The following is a 15,551-nucleotide window of genomic DNA, read 5'->3' as shown; positions in this document are numbered from 1 at the left end:
GCTTAGCCCTCGACCTTAGGCTGCTGAATAGAACGTTGCGTCTGTTCCAAGACTTCGAGCAAGATTTCCTGCGTCTTGACCGCGTTTTCCATAAGCACTTCGCTTGCGCGTTCGTGGAAGGCTTCCAGAGACTGGTTGAGGTGTTCCACAAAGCTTTCTTCGTCGTCGCGTTCTGCGGTATCGCCAGATAGCTTTTCGAGAATCGTTTCGAGACCAGCGCGAAGCATTTCGAGGTTTGCGCTGAGTTCGGACTGGTTCACGCGCATGAGTTCTGCGGTTTCCACAATGTTTCCGCCAAGCGCATCCGTCGCTTCCTTTTCCTTGACCACGCGGTTGTCAATGCTTTCGGTAAGGGCCTTCTGGGCTTCGAGCAGCACGGCAGAAGTTTCGGAAAGTTTCTGGAAGGCGCCGAGAATGTCGGAAGAAAGGGCAGAAAGCTTTTCAGCCACGGAATTGCTAAGTTCGGCAGAACCGGCCTGAGCCTTTTCGGCCACCTGCAAGGCAACATTCTTGAGGGTTTCGAGGCCTTCTTTCTGGCTGTCGACATTGGCAGAAGTTTCGGCGGCAAGACGTTCCATGAAGGCTTTCCACTGGTCGCCAGACTGTTTGACCTGATCGGCCACGGCAGCAGCCACATTCTTCGTAGAGTCGTTCATGGCCGATTCCGTTGCAGAAGCAACTCCATCGAGACCGGCCTTCACATCGGAAGCCACCTTAGAGAGAGCCGTTTCAACATTGTTCGAAACACCTTCAAGAGAAGCCTTGAGCGTCGAAGAAATACCGTTCAACTTTTCGTCAAGCTTACCCGGGATCGATTCCACAGAAGCAGAAAGCGTCTTGATATTCTGTTCCATCGGAGTGAATGCGCCCGACAGGGAATCCTTGACAGAGGGGCCCAAGTTTTCGACAGCCTTGTTCATGTTCTGAGAAACATTGGCAAGGGATTCGTTCAACTTCGTCGTCATGGAAGAAAGTTCGTCACCCACCATGGCGACAACGCCGGAAAGGCCTTCCTTGACAGAAGAGGCGACAACAGAGAGATTCTTTTCAACAGAATCGAACAGGCGTTCCAATTCCGTCTGAGCCTGGGCTTCTTCGCTACCATCGCCGGCAGCACCCTGCAAATCGAGAGTCAAGGCATCAAGGCGAGCGACAAAAGAGTCGCGGGCGGACACCATCATGTTGCGGCTAGCATTCAGAATCAAGGCGGCAAACAAACCACAAAGGCTAGTACCGAAAATACCCTTCATGTTCTGGAACAAGAGCTGGATGGTATCGAGCGTCCCCTGCGTCGTGGAATTGTCGATTGCACCGCCTGCCGTTGCCACAGAATACATGAGACCAAAGAAAGTACCCATCAAACCGAGCAGAATCACCGTACCGCCGGCACTCTTCGGAACAGCAATATCAACGCTATTCGAAAGCACTTCGTAGGCCATCGAAGAATCGAGGCGGATGTTCTTGGCAAGCAAATTACGGGCAAGAGCGACACGCTTTGCGACTACGCCATCACCATTCACATAGCCACCACGCTTTTCGCAAGTTTCCAGAATTTCCGTTTCAGCAGCAATCTGCTTCACCATCTTGAGAGCGACAAGTTGTTCTCCGATAAACACGGCAAAAATGGCCGCCATGATAATCCAGCCAAAGAGCGGAGCGCCAAAATAGAAGGCGGCAACCACAAGGGCAAGGAGTCCTACGATGGTAAGCGCTAAAATTATCTGGAATGCATTTTTCATTTCATACCTGCATCTTTTAAGACCTTGTAGGGCCTGTTGTTTCGAACAAATTCAATTGACCGCGCGAGAATCCGCGCAAGAACAAAGCCCACTTGCTCTGGTACCATTCAATAATCTGAAGGGTAAGCCCGCGGGCATAATCACAAAAATCATCGGTAAAGGCAAGGAAGCCGTTTTCGTAAGCGTAGTGCGGATTCCAGAAACGGCCCACATTACGGGCGCAAGAGGCTGCAGAACTGTAATAGTGTGCAGGGCTCTTGGTATTGAAGGCTGCGGCAAAGCGTTTCTTCGCAAGCGTATTTAGCGAACTACGAAGCGAAACGACCATGGCGTTTTCTTTATCGCGGAGCGACGCTTCCAAACTGGGGAGCAGTTTGGACACCGCATCCACGGCGCTTTCGGAGTGCCAATACTTGCATAACTTTTCCTGCAACTGCATGACGCGGCCATGCATGCGGACGAACAACGGTTCGGCGTCGCTCACCAGCAAGTGAATCGTCGCCGAATAAAAAGCATTGATGTCTTGCTTGTTATTCTTGACCGTGAGAGCCCAGCCCTTTTCTTCGTCGTGATGCAAGAAGTCACCGCCTTCAAGCAACAAGCGCATCACTTCGTCTGTCGAAAAGCGCTGCATCCACTTGGTGCGGAATTCATCGTACAGTTTGTTGGCGTCCGCAATGATCTGCGGGAAACTGGAATCAGCCAATTTCCAGGCCGTTTCACTGAAAGAAATCAGTTCCGTCGTTCCGACGTTTACCGCCGGATCGTTCATCATGGCATCCAAGTGTTCATGCAACACAATCGACCAGGTCACCATCATCGACTGCGAAAGTGTCGCCACCATCGTCGAGCGGTTCGGGCATACCGATAGACGGACGCTATTGCCCGTCATCTTGCGTATGGACCTGCGAAAAGCTTCTTGCACTTAAATCAACCTCTTAGAAAGCTGTTTCAATACGATGCCAAATATTCCTGTTCACGCGCTTGCCCTGTGCGGCAAGTTCTTCGGCTTCGTTGCGGACATCGGCTTCAAGGTTATCCTTGATTAAGCTCTTGTCGCCATCAAACTTTCCACCGGGTTCAAGATAAAGACCGTAAACATTGTCGCTGATCTTGGTATCGGCAGAGACCACCTGGCCTGCACGAATCGAAAGTGCGAAACGGTTGCGCACGAATTCGCAACGAGCCAAGAAAACTTCGGGCACATCGTCAATCCAGAGGCCGTAGTAGTTGTTCACGAATTTCACGTTTTCGAAAATGCCCTTGGAACGGAACACCGTATTGCGGAAAGCATTTTCAATGATCAAGTTCTTGATTTCGAACGGGCGGTTGGCCGACACAAAATGAACACCGTTCCAGCTCTTGACGGAATCAGCGCTCTTGAAGACCACAGGAGCCGCATCAGTACCGATAATCTTTACCGAGCCGCGGAACATGAGCTTTGCATATTCGCCCATAAGCACCGTGACACCCGGTTCAATTTCCAGGGTATCCTTTGCAGAGAAAACAGCCCCCTGTTCCAACAAGTAAGGGCTATCCGCCACCACTAGTTTTACCTTGCCATTTTCAATTGGCGGAAAGGGCATCTCCCCTGCCACCGCAACACAGGCAAACAAGAGCGACGTTAAGGCTAACCCCGACCATTTTTTAAAGCCTAAAATCAAAATTCACTCCTCAGCTTGATTTTCTGAATCACATGCATATCGGGAATCACGTTGTCAGCGACAATATCGTTAACACTCAGGTCGCCAGACAATTCCATTTTCACACTCGAAATTGCACCATGCGTCATATCGAACAGGATTGTTCCTGTACCTACAATAAAGCCCTTGCTTTCCATGCGCAAGTCAGAGGTCGAATCTGCAAGTTCCTTGTACTTGATGTTCATGCCAATCTTGGCCATCTGGACACCATCATGAACGTAATGGTCTTCAAGCGTAAAGGACTTGTACACCACCGTCTTTTTAGATGTACCCGGGATTTCGACCTGACGGTCCCAAGTTTCACCCAGTTTGACCGGCTTACCCGGCAAAAGCGGCTGCACCTTGAGGAAAATGCGGATAAGGTCCAAAGCCTCAGTCCCAAGCATCACCGAATCTTCGATGACAGCATCGCGAATATCGCCATCTTTTGCCATCTTGAACTGGAAATGTTCGGTAGACATGTAGCGTTCCATGCTGCGGAATTCTTCGACCGTACGCTTGTCGGACTTGTAGTCCACGGAGTCTATTTTGAGCTGGAACTTGGCAGAGCCATCGTCATACGCGGTCAAAAGTGAATTGGTCGCACGGACATTGAGGTGCGTATTCATCGCTTCGGGCGTTCCGGATACAGAATCCGTCGTCGGGAGGATCGCGTTCAAGGATGATTCGAGGAAATATGTCTGCTGGGGAGCATTCTGAGTGTTGAACGAAAGAACAAACTCATTTCCGTCACAGGCACAAAGGGCAAAAAGAGCGCTAGCGCTCGTAAAAAGCTTTAAGAAATTCATGTTTAGAATGTAGTAAATAGTCGGCTAAACTTAGCTAGCGGAACCTTGAAATTCACCCTTGTTGCCGCTATCGCCTTTTTCCAGCCGCATCTTTTGAAAAAAAGCCTTTAAAATGCCTAAACATTCGTCGGCAAGAAGGCCTCCAACCACTTCAACTTCGCGTTTGAGAGCGTTGTTCGAAATTACGTCAATCGTCGTGCCACAGCCGCCGAAACGGGTGTCCGGGGAACCATAGACCACACGGGAAACACGGCTATTGAGGATGGCTCCTGCGCACATCGGGCAGGGTTCAAGAGTCACATACAAGGTACAGCCATCCAAGCGCCAATTTTCAAGGCTGCTTGCCGCCGTCCCGATCGACAAAATTTCGGCGTGGGCGGTAGCGTCTTTGAGCATTTCAATCTGATTGTGGCCTTTCCCGATAACTACCCCATCTTTCACGATAACGCAACCGATAGGGATTTCCTTTTCGTCAAAAGCCTTCTCCGCTTCGCGGAGAGCCATGCGCATAAACTTTTCGTCGTCGGCAGTGAAACTCACAGGCCTCTCCCGTAAGCGCAGTAGGAGTCTTCTTGCATGTAGTCGCCATCGTGGTAGTAGGCAGCACGAGCACGGCAACCGCCGCAACGGTCATTGAACTTGCACTTGCCACAGGCACCGGCGTAAGCCTTGGTGCGGAGTTTCTTGAACACTTCGGCATTCGCCCAGATTTCGTCGAAAGGCGTGTCATGCACATCGCCAGCCTCTTCCATCATGTAGGCGCAGGGGCGCACCTTGCCAATGGGGCTTACGATGCAGTAATCCAGGCCAGCGAGGCAGCCGCGGCTGTAACGCGTCTTGATGTCGAGTTGGTCAGCAATGCGCAGGAATTGCGGAGCACACGTGGGCTTTACCGGGATGCCGAGCGTACGGCTCTTTTCCATAATCTTGCGGAGAAGTCCCTCGTATTCAGCAACGCGCAGCGCATGGCCTTCGATTTCCTTGCCGCGACCCACGGGAATGAGGAAGAATATCTGGTGGTTTACGGCACCGATTTCCTTGACCCAGTCCATGATGTCGAAAATTTCGTTCTGGTTCCAGTCCATAATCGTCGTATGAATCTGGAACGGGAGGCCTGCCGCCTTGCAGTTTTCAATACCCATCATCGTGAGCTCGAATGCGTTCGGGAGACCGCGGAAATCATTGTGACGGTCATGATCGATACTATCGATGCTAATACCCATGGCCATGGCACCGGCAGCCTTCAGCTTGAAAGCCAAATCGTGGGTAATGAGCGTACCATTGGTACCGAACACCGGGCGAAGTCCCTTGCTCGAAGCATGGGCAACCAGGTCCACAATGTCGGGGCGAGTCATCGGTTCGCCACCGCTAAAGATCATAATCTTGAACCCCGCCTTCGCGATTTCGTCGATCAGCTTCATGGCCTCGGCGGTCGTGAGTTCGGCAGCCTTGTTCTCACCTGCGTCCTGGTAGCAGTGTTTGCAGGTCAAGTTACACTTGTTGGTGGTCATCCAAGATACAATCATTTAAATCCTCAATTTTTCGAAGCCCAAAAATAGAAATTACAGCGACTTGAAAACCTTGCGGGCAGCTTCAATGGTACGGTCGATATCTTCATCAGTATGGGCCGCACTCACAAAAATCGCCTCGAACTGGCTCGGGGCAAGGTAAATACCTTCGTCGAGCATGCCGAGGAAATACCTGCGGAACAGTTCCAAATCGGACTTTTGCACGTCTGCAAAGCAGGTGACGGGACCTTCGGTAAAGAAGATACAGCCCATGGAACCCACCTGGTTTGTAGCTAGCGGAATTCCGGCCGACTTTGCCGCATCCTGCAGGCCCGCAATCAACTTCTTGGTGCTATTTTCGGCGCGGACATAATATTCGGGGTGCGAATCCAATTCGCGCATCGTAGCAAGACCAGCTGCCATCGCCACCGGATTACCCGACAAGGTTCCCGCCTGGTAAATTCCACCAAGAGGCGCAATCTGCTGCATCACATCCAAGCGGCCGCCATAAGCGCCTACCGGCATGCCGCCGCCAATAATCTTACCGAAGGTGGTCAGATCCGGCTTGATGCCATAAAGCCCCTGAGCGCAGTGAATTCCGACGCGGAAACCGGTCATGACTTCGTCTACAATCAAGAGAGCGCCATGCTTCTTGGTTTCTTCGGAAAGAACCTTCAAGAATTCCGGCTTCGCGGGCACCACGCCCATATTGCCGGCCACGGGTTCTACAATGACGCCTGCAATTTCGTCGCCAATCTTATCAAACAATTCGTGTACGCCGGCCACGTCATTGTATTGCAGCGTCAGCGTGTACTTGGCCAAATCCGCCGGCACGCCTTTGCTGCTCGGCTTACCGGTGGTAAGCATACCCGAGCCCGCCTTAATCAGCAAGCTATCGCTATGGCCGTGGTAGCAGCCCTCAAACTTGACAATCTTGTCGCGGCCCGTGAAACCACGCGCCGCACGAATCGCACTCATGGTCGCTTCAGTACCGCTATTGACCATGCGAATCATCTCGACACTCGGAACAAGTTCCATCACGAGCTTCGCAAGTTCCGATTCCAGTCCGCAAGGAGCACCAAAACTCAAACCATTCTGGGCCGTATCAGCCACCGCCTTAATCACGGCATCATGAGCATGTCCCAAAAGCATCGGGCCCCAGCTGCCCACGTAATCGATGTAATCGTTACCGTCCACATCGTAAATGTGGCTACCCTTGGCACGCTTGATAAACGGAGGCGTCGCCCCCACATTGCTATAGGCACGAACCGGGCTATTCACGCCACCGGGCATCAGACCCTTGGCTTCGGCAAAAAGCTTTTCGCTCAAAGAATGATTCATTTCAACAACCCTTTTTCAAGAGCTTCTTTGGCATGGTAAGTAATAATGATATCGGCTCCGGCACGCTTGAATGCAATCAGGTTTTCACGGATAATCGCGTCTTCGTTGATCCAACCGTTTTGGGCAGCAGCCTTGACCATGGAATACTCGCCACTCACGTTGTAAACAGCCACAGGCACATTGCTCATTTCAGCCGTTTCGCGCAAAACATCGAGGAAGGCAAGCCCAGGCTTAACCATCACAATATCGGCTCCTTCTTCCAAATCAAGTTCCACTTCGTGCAAGGCTTCGCGACCATTGCGAACATCCATCTGGTAACTCTTGCGGTCACCAAAATGCGGAGCGGAATCAGCGGCATCGCGGAACGGGCCATAGTAAGCGCTCGCAAACTTGGCACTGTAAGCCATAATCGGCAAATTCGCAAAACCTTTTTCATCTAGTTTTTCACGAATCGCTGCCACACGGCCATCCATCATGTCGCTCGGAGCTACCATGTCTGCACCGGCTTCGGCATGCGAAAGCGCCGTCTTTGCCAACAGTTCAAGCGTCGGATCGTTATCGACATCGCCGTCATCCTTAACAATCCCGCAGTGACCGTGACTCATGTATTCACAAAGACAAACGTCGGTAATTACGTACAAGTCCGGGAAATGCGCCTTAATCGAGCGAACCGCACGCTGCACAATTCCGTCATCGTCATAAGCAGACGAAGCCATTTCATCCTTGTAGCTGGGAATGCCAAAAAGCAAGATGGACTTGACGCCCACCGCCACACAGTTTTCCAGTTCCTTCAGGATTTCATCAATGCTAAAGCGATATTGGCCCGGCATCGAAGGAATTTCTTCCTTGACATTCTCCCCTTCGACCACGAACATCGGGTAAACGAGAGAATCGGGATTCACGGCGGTTTCTGCCACCATGTTGCGGATTGTTGCATTCTTGCGTAAGCGACGTGGACGTATAATCATTGCTTAGTTCCTTATTTCACCTACAATATAAAAAAAAAGGCCAATTTACATCAGCCCCACTTTTTCAAGTCTCATTTCCAAAGTTCTATTCTGTAGGTTCGCGGCTCATAAGAGATGTCGCAGGTTCCTTCATGTAAGTATAAACATAGGAGCTCATCGGCGCCGACAGTTTACCATCTTCAATTGTACCTTCAACGGAAATGGATTCTCCGTTTTCTACAATAGTAACATTCACAACATTATTCAAGAAATCATTTTCTTTCTCAACGCTGTATTCACCTTGAGCCGTAATACGGCGCGTGATTTCACCTCTTTTCAAACGAGTCTTGGTCACCAGGAATGTTCCATTTTTAAAAAGATAAACGGTTTCAATGTGGGAACTCGGGAACTCACCATCTTCTTCATATTCAGTCAAGTACCACGCAGCCACATCTTCCGCTTCGTAACCAACAGGAAAGAACGGACCAAAAGCACTGCTGTAAGATTCAATGCCCGGAATATCTTCATCTTCTTCACTAGGATTGTCTTCCTCTACATCAAGTGGGTTATCGGACGAAACAGCCGGAGAAGAGGTATAGCCCTCAACTTCGGTTCCCGGAGGAATAATGAAGAAAGCCTTGCTGTACAACGTCAAGAGTTTTCCCTTATACTGACCGACAACATAAGCGCGAGCAATTTTCAGGTTATCAATCTTCTGGGAAATGGTTACCGTTACCGAATTTTCTCCACGAGAGATATTCAGAAGATCCCACTCGTTATTATTCCAATCACGCGGCAAGGACTCTTCCTGCACACCAATGGCGTGTACCGGGTACTGACCGATTCCTATCGCATTTTCAGAATCGTCAATTGCGAATTTTTCGTCATCCCAAGCTACCGTAATTGTATAAACAGCCTTATACACTACGCCAACTTGTTCCCATTCCGGTTCAGCAATTTCAAAGGCTATTCCCTCCGCAGCTTCTGCTCCGGAACCCTGAATAAGCAACTTCGCTTTTTCAAGCTGTTCTTCAGTCCCGTTGCGGCTTTGTTCCACGACTTTGCTGTTGTCTTCTACACCACTTCCGCCATTACTCGGCTTCGGTACATCCGATTTCATGAGAGTGTAGTGCATTTCCCCCTCGCCATCGGGATTGATCGAGAACTTTCCATTCTTGATTTCGAGCGGGAGTTTATTGCCATTCATCGTGATTTCAATGGTTCCATTGCTGTAATCGGAGCCTTCGGAGGACCAACCTCCTTCAGCAACGACACCCTTATGGTAGCCTTTAGAATCTCTCAATTGGCTTTCCGTTACAATAAAGGAGCCGTCGTTAAACAAGTATACCGCAGACACATAAGTCAGCGTCACTCCTTCTCGACTTTCGGTCTCGACATCAGTTGCATACCATGCCACCACATCGCTTGTACTGCGCTCAGCGGGGAAAAACGCCGTTACAGATCCAGTCTTATCACTGACGTCTGTACCATAGTCGTCTTTGGTGTTCGGATTTGTAGGAGAATCGGAAGAGCTATCGCCACAACCGATCATTAAACCCATAGAGATAGCCATGGCTAGGAATAGTACTTTTTTCATATAGCTCCCCTTGTTAAGTTATTTTACAAGATATACTCTTTTTCAAAAAAAAGCACAAAGCCCAATACTCCAATTCAGAATATTGGGCTTTTAGAATCAATCAAAGAAATCAGAATAATCCATATGCTTCAATTCTTCGCACTTTGCCTCGGAATCAGCGGCAATATCAGAAAGAGTGTACCCATAACTAGGAACGGTATCTAAAGCAACACCCTCAGATGATTCGTCTCTAAGATAAATCTTGTCACCATCTAAAGTCATTGTCGACACAAAGGACTCGCTAAAAGACTCACCTGTAGCCGAGCCTCTCACAATCACAGAGTTTCCTTCGGTTGTCACATTGCATTTTACATCTATCGAACCGGGCTCTACATTCTGCGGAGTTTCATCCTCAGAATCGCTCTTCACCTCGGTGTTTACTTCATTAGACGGTGTAGGCACACTGGACTTTTTCAGCTTAAATGTCATTCCACGACCGCCATCAGGACTAATGGTCATAGAGCCATTCTCAACCTGAAGAGGCAACGTTATATTTTGGCCTTCCATATTGTACGAAATCTGGAAAACTCCGTTTTCAAAATCATCGGAACCGGACCAAGTTCCCGTAGTCGCGACCCCATTAGAAAACTTCGTTTTGCCATCTTTTACTTTTAACTTAGATTCCGTTGCAAGGAACGTGCCATCCTTAAACAAGTAGACAGCATCAACAGTCTTTTTGAGCATTTCATCATCTTGGAAGGTTTCGATATCGGTGGCATACCAGGCTACCACATCTGCCGTATTGTAGCCAGTCGGGAAAAATGCCGCGACAGATTCAGTGGAGTTTCCATTTATGTTTGTGGAATTGCTCGGACTTGTGGAAGAATCGTCACCACAACCGATCATTAAACCCATGGAGATAGCCATGGCTACGAATAGCATTTTTTTCATATTGCGCCCCTTGTTATAATTTTATTTCAAAAAACTATACTCTTGTAAAGAAAAAAGAACGCAGCCCCATATTCCAACTTGGAATATGGGTGATATTTATCACAATTGATTTTAGGAGGAAAACGCCTTATTTGTCGAAATTTCGTTCAATTTGTTCGAGACCTTCGGCCCAATCAGATTGAATTTTCTGTTTAAGTTTTTTGGCGAGCGAAGGGGCGCGGCCCTGGGTGGAGACCGTTACGGCGATATTTTCGCCAAAATCCATGCGGGCGGGCACGATAAAGTCGCCGTCAAGGTAGTCGCAGGCGTTATTGACCAAGATACGGCGAGCACGGGCATCGTTGCTAACCTGGGCATTGACCGCGGGCTGGTCGGTGCAAATGAAGACCATAAAGATTCCGCGGAGGTCAAGCGGCTCGTAGGGACGATTTTTCAAGACGAGAGACGGTATCGCAGCAAATTCCGGATCGAACTGCGGGGCGACTACGGTAATGCGGGCTCCCGTGGGCAAAAGTGTTTTCACCTTGCGAAGGGCAATGCGGCCTCCGCCCACCACGAGAACATTCTTGCCTTCGAGATTCAGTTCGATGGAAAAGAGGGATCGATTCTGTGATGGCGTAGATTGCTTCGCTTCGCTCGCAATGACGGGTTCAGTTTTCTTCTGGGCAGAACGAATACCATCCACAACCATGTCGGCAAATTCTTTCCAGTCGCCAAGACAAGGCAAAAGCGTAATCGGAATCTGCGGGAATTCAGCTTGCAAATGCGCCACTACCTTGGGCACGTCATTCTTGGTATGCTGACCGTTCAGCAGCAAGTACGGCAAAAGCGTCACCGATTCCACATCTTCGCGTAAGAGCGTGCGCAAGTCATTTTCCAAATCCAACAGGCTCGTGCTTGCCACGCGCGTACCGGGCAAATCATGGTGCAGTTTATCCATGATTTCTTCGAAGCCCTTGTAGGCCCCCGGCAAAATGCAGTGATGCGCGATAATCAGGATTGCCTTCATTATGCACGCCCCCCTGCGTAATATTCCGCGATTTTCTTGACGAGAGAATCCATGGTGGTTTCGTCGGAGGTGACAGTTTCAAAGCCATGCTTGCGGGCGGCGGATTCAGTCATGCGACCGATGCAGAACGAGGTGCGAGGTCGCGCATCCGTCATCTTAACGTAGTTCTCAACGGCGCTGGTGCTGGCAAAGACAATGGCATCGGCAGATTCAACGGCTTCGCGCTTCCATTCAGGGAGTTCAGCGACCGGGAGCGTTTCGTAAACGACCCAGCGGGTTGCCTGCGGTAAAAGTCTCAGCAGAGTGTCATCAGCGAGATTGCCCTGTAGCAACAAGATGCGGGATGCATCTAGTTCGCCTGCGGAGCATTTTTCGGCCAGCAGCTTTCCGAGGCCTTCGCCGGTATGGTCTTCGGGCACGTAATCGCAGCGGATGCCATATTCCAGCAGTTTCTTTTCAGTAATCTTCCCCACACTTGCAATTTTCTTGCCAGCTAGAATGCGAATGTCATTGCCAGAAGCAAGCAACTGCGTAAAGAAAGATTCAACACCGTTCGTGCTTGTGAAAGCGAGTACATCAAAGTTCGCGAGGTCAGCCCAATTGAACGAACCCTCAACCGCACGCGTTTCAATCATCGGGGTTTCGATGACTTCGGCACCGAGAGCCGTAAGGCGGGCTGTAATTCCGCTAGCCTGCTTGGCGGCGCGAGTCACCACCAGACGCTTGCCCGAAAGCGGCAAATTCTTTTTCCAAGCGAGAGTCTTGCCGAGTTCAACGACACCGCCCATAATCGTAATCGCGGGAGCCGTCACATTTTCGCGGACAATCGTCTCCCCCGCTGTTTCAAGCGTTGCCATGACCGTACGCTGGTACGGCGTGGTTCCCTTTTCGATAAAGGCAAGCGGAGTCTTCGGGTCCTTGCCACATTCCATAAGGCGCTTGGCGATAAAGTCCATGTTGGCAATGCCCATCAAGAAAATGAGGGTGCCCTGGCACTTCGCGAGATTTTCAAAGTCGAGAGAGAGTTCGCCGTTCGACTCAGCCTTTTCGTGGCCAGTGATAATGTGGAAACTTGTCGCAATGCCGCGATGGCTTACGGGAATGCCCGCGTAAGCCGGCACCGAAATCGCCGAGGTAATACCCGGCACCACATCGAATTCGACACCGGCTGCCACCAGTTCCAAAGCTTCTTCGCCACCACGCCCGAACACAAACGGATCACCACCCTTCAAGCGAGCAATAATGCCCTGCGGGTATTCCTGCGCAAATTGCACCAGAAGCTTGTTGATTTCGGACTGTTTCACCTTGTGGTGCGTCGGCATTTTGCCCACATCGACCATCTTCGCCTTTGAATTGCACATTCCAAGAATCGCCGGAGAAACCAGGCGGTCGTACACCACCACGTCGGCGCGTTCCAGGATTTCTTTTCCGCGAATTGTCAAGAGTCCCGGATCGCCAGGACCTGCACCAATCAAGTAAACATGACCAAAATTCGCCATCAGAACTTAATCCTTATCATCAAAGGCTTGTGCGTCTTCAGGTTCTTCCACAATCCAGTCGCGAATGTGGTCGGCAAGAGCCTTCTGGCCGTCTTTTTCGATTGCATCAGCAAGGTCCGTCAGTTCTTCGGCATCGAGCGTCGTCAAGTCCTTTTCAAAACGGTCCACGTAACCCGAAAGCTGTTCGTAACGTTTCATACCGGCAAGCAACTGCATAAATTCAAGGTTCGCCGTATTGCCGTTACGGAACTGTTCATGTTCCTTGAGCACGCGGTCGGCCTCAGCATCGGGCAAGAAGGCGGCCAAACGCCCGAGGTTCATCACCTTCGGGAAAGTCTCGTACAGGGTGCGAGCAATCTTGATGCAGTCAGACTTGCGACCTTCCTTGTCGGCAATGGCGGCCTGCAAATCCAGATACGCTTCTTCGTCTTCGGAGCCGGGGTTGCGCACATCGCCGAGCCACTGTTTGGCCAGTTCGATATTCCCCGCCATAAACTGAGCGTTTGCAATGTCGATGAGCGTCGCATTGCTCTTGTCCGGATCCTTGAGGAGGGCTGCCTTCGCAAAGTTCGCCGCATCCTTGATAGAATCAGCCATATCGCAAATAGCATCCAGAATATCTTCGCGGTTGCCCTGGTCAACTTCAGTAACCTTGTTGATCAGTTCTTCGAGCAAAGCCTGCGCGCGTTCCTTGGGCAAAATTTCTTCAACACTCAGGAACACCACCGAGCGGCCTTCACCACCCACATGGCGCATGGCGAGGTCATGAATCAAGTCCGCGACATAATCCTTGTCGGTATACTGCGATGCCAGTTCCACAAAGAACGTTCCGGCATCGTAAAAGAGGTTGTCCCAATATTCCTTTTCTTCGTCAGTATCGGCCTTGAACGAAATAAAATCGGTACGCAGTGTCCAAGCCAAAAGTTCCAGCTGATCCTTCGGATTCTTGAAGTTTTCGATATCGTCAATGCCGTTTGCAATCGCCTCGTACAATTCTTCGGGGCGGTGTAAAAGTCTGCTCTGTCCACTTACAATCTGCGTAAGCGTTTCACGGAGTTTGTCTTCTTTGCTGCGCATGGCCTGTGCCATAGCAGGAGATTTCCATACCTTTTTCTTCTTTGCCATGAGACCAAATGTAGAAAAAGACGCCGTACCCTATTTAATGGCGGTCCAGCTTTCGTTTGATTCGCGCTTGTTTCAGCTTGTTTTTCCGGCGTTCCCGACGGCGTTCCTTACGGAGCCTTCGGCGCAGTTCCGCCATTTTCTCGACTTGGTGCAAAATGTCCTTGATTCGCTCGGTCGCGAAAGCATTATGTAACTTTTTGCGAGTCACATAATCGAGCAAGCATACACACAGCAAAAGACAACCCACAAACAACGCTAACGCCACCGGCCACACAATCACAGATGTCTTGATGGCTACAAGTCCAAACGCAGGCGGCATCAGAATGGAGCCTACATAAGAACCCGCCATTTGAATACTGATGGCGCGACCCGAAAGTTCTTCGCCAAATCGCGCAGGAGTCGCATGAATAAGTGACGGATACACCGGAGCGCAACCGAGCCCAAGCAGACAAATACACACCGGCGTAAACCAGAGCGGCAAAGGCAATACCAGAACAAGACAGCCTAGCACCACGATGGCAATGCCCGCATGCACCAAGCGCATATCCGTAAACTTAATAGCGAAAAAGCCACTCAAAATGCGCCCAATCATGACAGAGGCAAACATGAGCGAAACCGCGATTGCCCCGATTTCAGGTTCAAAGCCGCGGGCCACCAAGTAAGTACCGCACCAAAGACTTGTGGAAATTTCAAGCGATGAATAAAAGAAGAACACCCAGAAAGAAAGCTTCATTCCAGGCACCTTGAGCGCCGCCCACAGCGAGATATCCTTTACCGCAGGCGCCTGCTGCGAGTCATCGCGCTTTTCCGTCTTTTTCCAAATAGGGAGCGTTATAAGCATCATTGCGGCAATCACCGCAAGCAGCAAGGCGACCATGTCGTAGGTTCCACGCCAGCCGACACCCGTCACCACCGAAATCGAAAACAGAGCCGGGCCAAGACACGCCCCAACGCCCCAACTGGCATGCAGCCAACTCGTGTGTTTCGATTCCAAATAAATGGCTGCAAAATTGTTCATTGCGACATCAATCGCCCCCGCCCCGATTCCCATGGGAATGGCGAACAGGCACATCATCCAAAATGTCGTCGAAAATCCGTAACCGAACGAAGCCACCGCCGTAAGCGCAATGCTTATAAAGACAAGCTTGCCAGTCCCCATCAAACGCAAAAGTGCCGGAGTCCACAAGCTAGAAACAATCGTTCCCACACTTACAATGATCGACAAGAGCCCCGCCGCCGAAAGAGGCGCATTCAGGTCATGCTGCATTAGGGGCCATGCCGCCCCAAGCACCGTATCAGGGAGCCCTAGGCCAATAAAGGCCGCGTATATGACAACGAGTAAAAGCAAGCGCTACACCACGAAGA

The 15,551-nt window shown here is 50.4% G+C and carries 14 protein-coding genes; all 14 read right to left on the bottom strand.

What is annotated here, in order from left to right; genetic code table 11:
- Positions 1-2: 2 nt before the first annotated feature.
- Positions 3-1,739, bottom strand: coding sequence for a fimbrial protein (locus QZN53_RS02845; RefSeq protein WP_163437345.1), 1,737 nt, complete (start codon positions 1,737-1,739; stop codon positions 3-5).
- 16 nt (positions 1,740-1,755) lie between these two features.
- Positions 1,756-2,664: a hypothetical protein gene (locus QZN53_RS02840; RefSeq protein ID WP_163437343.1), complete on the bottom strand. Its 909-nt coding sequence runs from the start codon at positions 2,662-2,664 to the stop codon at positions 1,756-1,758.
- Between the two features lie 13 nt (positions 2,665-2,677).
- Positions 2,678-3,325: a hypothetical protein gene (locus tag QZN53_RS02835; RefSeq protein ID WP_249268871.1), complete on the bottom strand. Its 648-nt coding sequence runs from the start codon at positions 3,323-3,325 to the stop codon at positions 2,678-2,680.
- A 74-nt stretch (positions 3,326-3,399) separates the two neighbouring features.
- Entirely contained in the window at positions 3,400-4,230 is an 831-nt protein-coding gene (locus QZN53_RS02830) for a hypothetical protein (RefSeq protein ID WP_163437341.1), read from the bottom strand.
- A gap of 30 nt (positions 4,231-4,260) precedes the next feature.
- Complete coding sequence (tadA, locus tag QZN53_RS02825; protein ID WP_294651471.1) at positions 4,261-4,770, bottom strand: tRNA adenosine(34) deaminase TadA; 510 nt, start codon at positions 4,768-4,770, stop codon at positions 4,261-4,263.
- Positions 4,767-5,756 (bottom strand): putative heme d1 biosynthesis radical SAM protein NirJ2, encoded by a 990-nt coding sequence (nirJ2, locus tag QZN53_RS02820; protein WP_088628803.1) that lies wholly within the window; start codon positions 5,754-5,756, stop codon positions 4,767-4,769. Before nirJ2 ends, tadA begins: the two co-directional genes overlap by 4 nt.
- A 36-nt stretch (positions 5,757-5,792) precedes the next feature.
- Complete coding sequence (gene hemL, locus QZN53_RS02815; RefSeq protein WP_163437339.1) at positions 5,793-7,079, bottom strand: glutamate-1-semialdehyde 2,1-aminomutase; 1,287 nt, start codon at positions 7,077-7,079, stop codon at positions 5,793-5,795.
- The gene (gene hemB / locus QZN53_RS02810; RefSeq protein ID WP_163437336.1) at positions 7,076-8,047 is read right to left on the bottom strand and encodes a porphobilinogen synthase; all 972 of its coding nucleotides are present in this window, start codon (positions 8,045-8,047) and stop codon (positions 7,076-7,078) included. The genes hemL and hemB overlap by 4 nt, the downstream gene beginning before the upstream one ends.
- An 85-nt stretch (positions 8,048-8,132) precedes the next feature.
- Entirely contained in the window at positions 8,133-9,623 is a 1,491-nt protein-coding gene (locus QZN53_RS02805) for a hypothetical protein (RefSeq protein ID WP_163437334.1), read from the bottom strand.
- 96 nt (positions 9,624-9,719) lie between these two features.
- A complete protein-coding gene (locus QZN53_RS02800; RefSeq protein ID WP_163437333.1) occupies positions 9,720-10,553 on the bottom strand; it encodes a hypothetical protein in 834 nt (277 codons plus the stop codon).
- Between the two features lie 127 nt (positions 10,554-10,680).
- A complete protein-coding gene (locus tag QZN53_RS02795) occupies positions 10,681-11,562 on the bottom strand; it encodes an NAD(P)-dependent oxidoreductase (protein ID WP_163437331.1) in 882 nt (293 codons plus the stop codon).
- The gene (gene cobA / locus QZN53_RS02790; RefSeq protein ID WP_163437329.1) at positions 11,562-13,061 is read right to left on the bottom strand and encodes a uroporphyrinogen-III C-methyltransferase; all 1,500 of its coding nucleotides are present in this window, start codon (positions 13,059-13,061) and stop codon (positions 11,562-11,564) included. Before cobA ends, QZN53_RS02795 begins: the two co-directional genes overlap by 1 nt.
- Before the next feature lie 6 nt (positions 13,062-13,067).
- A complete protein-coding gene (locus tag QZN53_RS02785) occupies positions 13,068-14,186 on the bottom strand; it encodes a hypothetical protein (protein WP_163437327.1) in 1,119 nt (372 codons plus the stop codon).
- Between the two features lie 34 nt (positions 14,187-14,220).
- Entirely contained in the window at positions 14,221-15,534 is a 1,314-nt protein-coding gene (locus QZN53_RS02780) for a sugar MFS transporter (protein ID WP_163437325.1), read from the bottom strand.
- Positions 15,535-15,551 lie beyond the last annotated feature (17 nt).

The sequence above is a fragment of the uncultured Fibrobacter sp. genome (genome assembly GCF_900316465.1).
Classification (GTDB): Bacteria; Fibrobacterota; Fibrobacteria; order Fibrobacterales; family Fibrobacteraceae; genus Fibrobacter.
This window is presented reverse-complemented; position numbering and strand designations above follow the sequence as displayed.

Bases quoted from the DNA above. Each gene is read 5' to 3' on its own strand.
- QZN53_RS02845 (WP_163437345.1), bottom strand. From the start codon at position 1,739: ATGAAAAATGCATTCCAGATAATTTTAGCGCTTACCATCGTAGGACTC.
- QZN53_RS02835 (WP_249268871.1), bottom strand. From the start codon at position 3,325: ATGCCCTTTCCGCCAATTGAAAATGGCAAGGTAAAACTAGTGGTGGCG.
- QZN53_RS02830 (WP_163437341.1), bottom strand. From the start codon at position 4,230: ATGAATTTCTTAAAGCTTTTTACGAGCGCTAGCGCTCTTTTTGCCCTT.
- nirJ2 (WP_088628803.1), bottom strand. From the start codon at position 5,756: ATGATTGTATCTTGGATGACCACCAACAAGTGTAACTTGACCTGCAAA.
- hemL (WP_163437339.1), bottom strand. From the start codon at position 7,079: ATGAATCATTCTTTGAGCGAAAAGCTTTTTGCCGAAGCCAAGGGTCTG.
- hemB (WP_163437336.1), bottom strand. From the start codon at position 8,047: ATGATTATACGTCCACGTCGCTTACGCAAGAATGCAACAATCCGCAAC.
- QZN53_RS02805 (WP_163437334.1), bottom strand. From the start codon at position 9,623: ATGAAAAAAGTACTATTCCTAGCCATGGCTATCTCTATGGGTTTAATG.
- QZN53_RS02800 (WP_163437333.1), bottom strand. From the start codon at position 10,553: ATGAAAAAAATGCTATTCGTAGCCATGGCTATCTCCATGGGTTTAATG.
- QZN53_RS02795 (WP_163437331.1), bottom strand. From the start codon at position 11,562: ATGAAGGCAATCCTGATTATCGCGCATCACTGCATTTTGCCGGGGGCC.
- cobA (WP_163437329.1), bottom strand. From the start codon at position 13,061: ATGGCGAATTTTGGTCATGTTTACTTGATTGGTGCAGGTCCTGGCGAT.
- QZN53_RS02785 (WP_163437327.1), bottom strand. From the start codon at position 14,186: ATGGCAAAGAAGAAAAAGGTATGGAAATCTCCTGCTATGGCACAGGCC.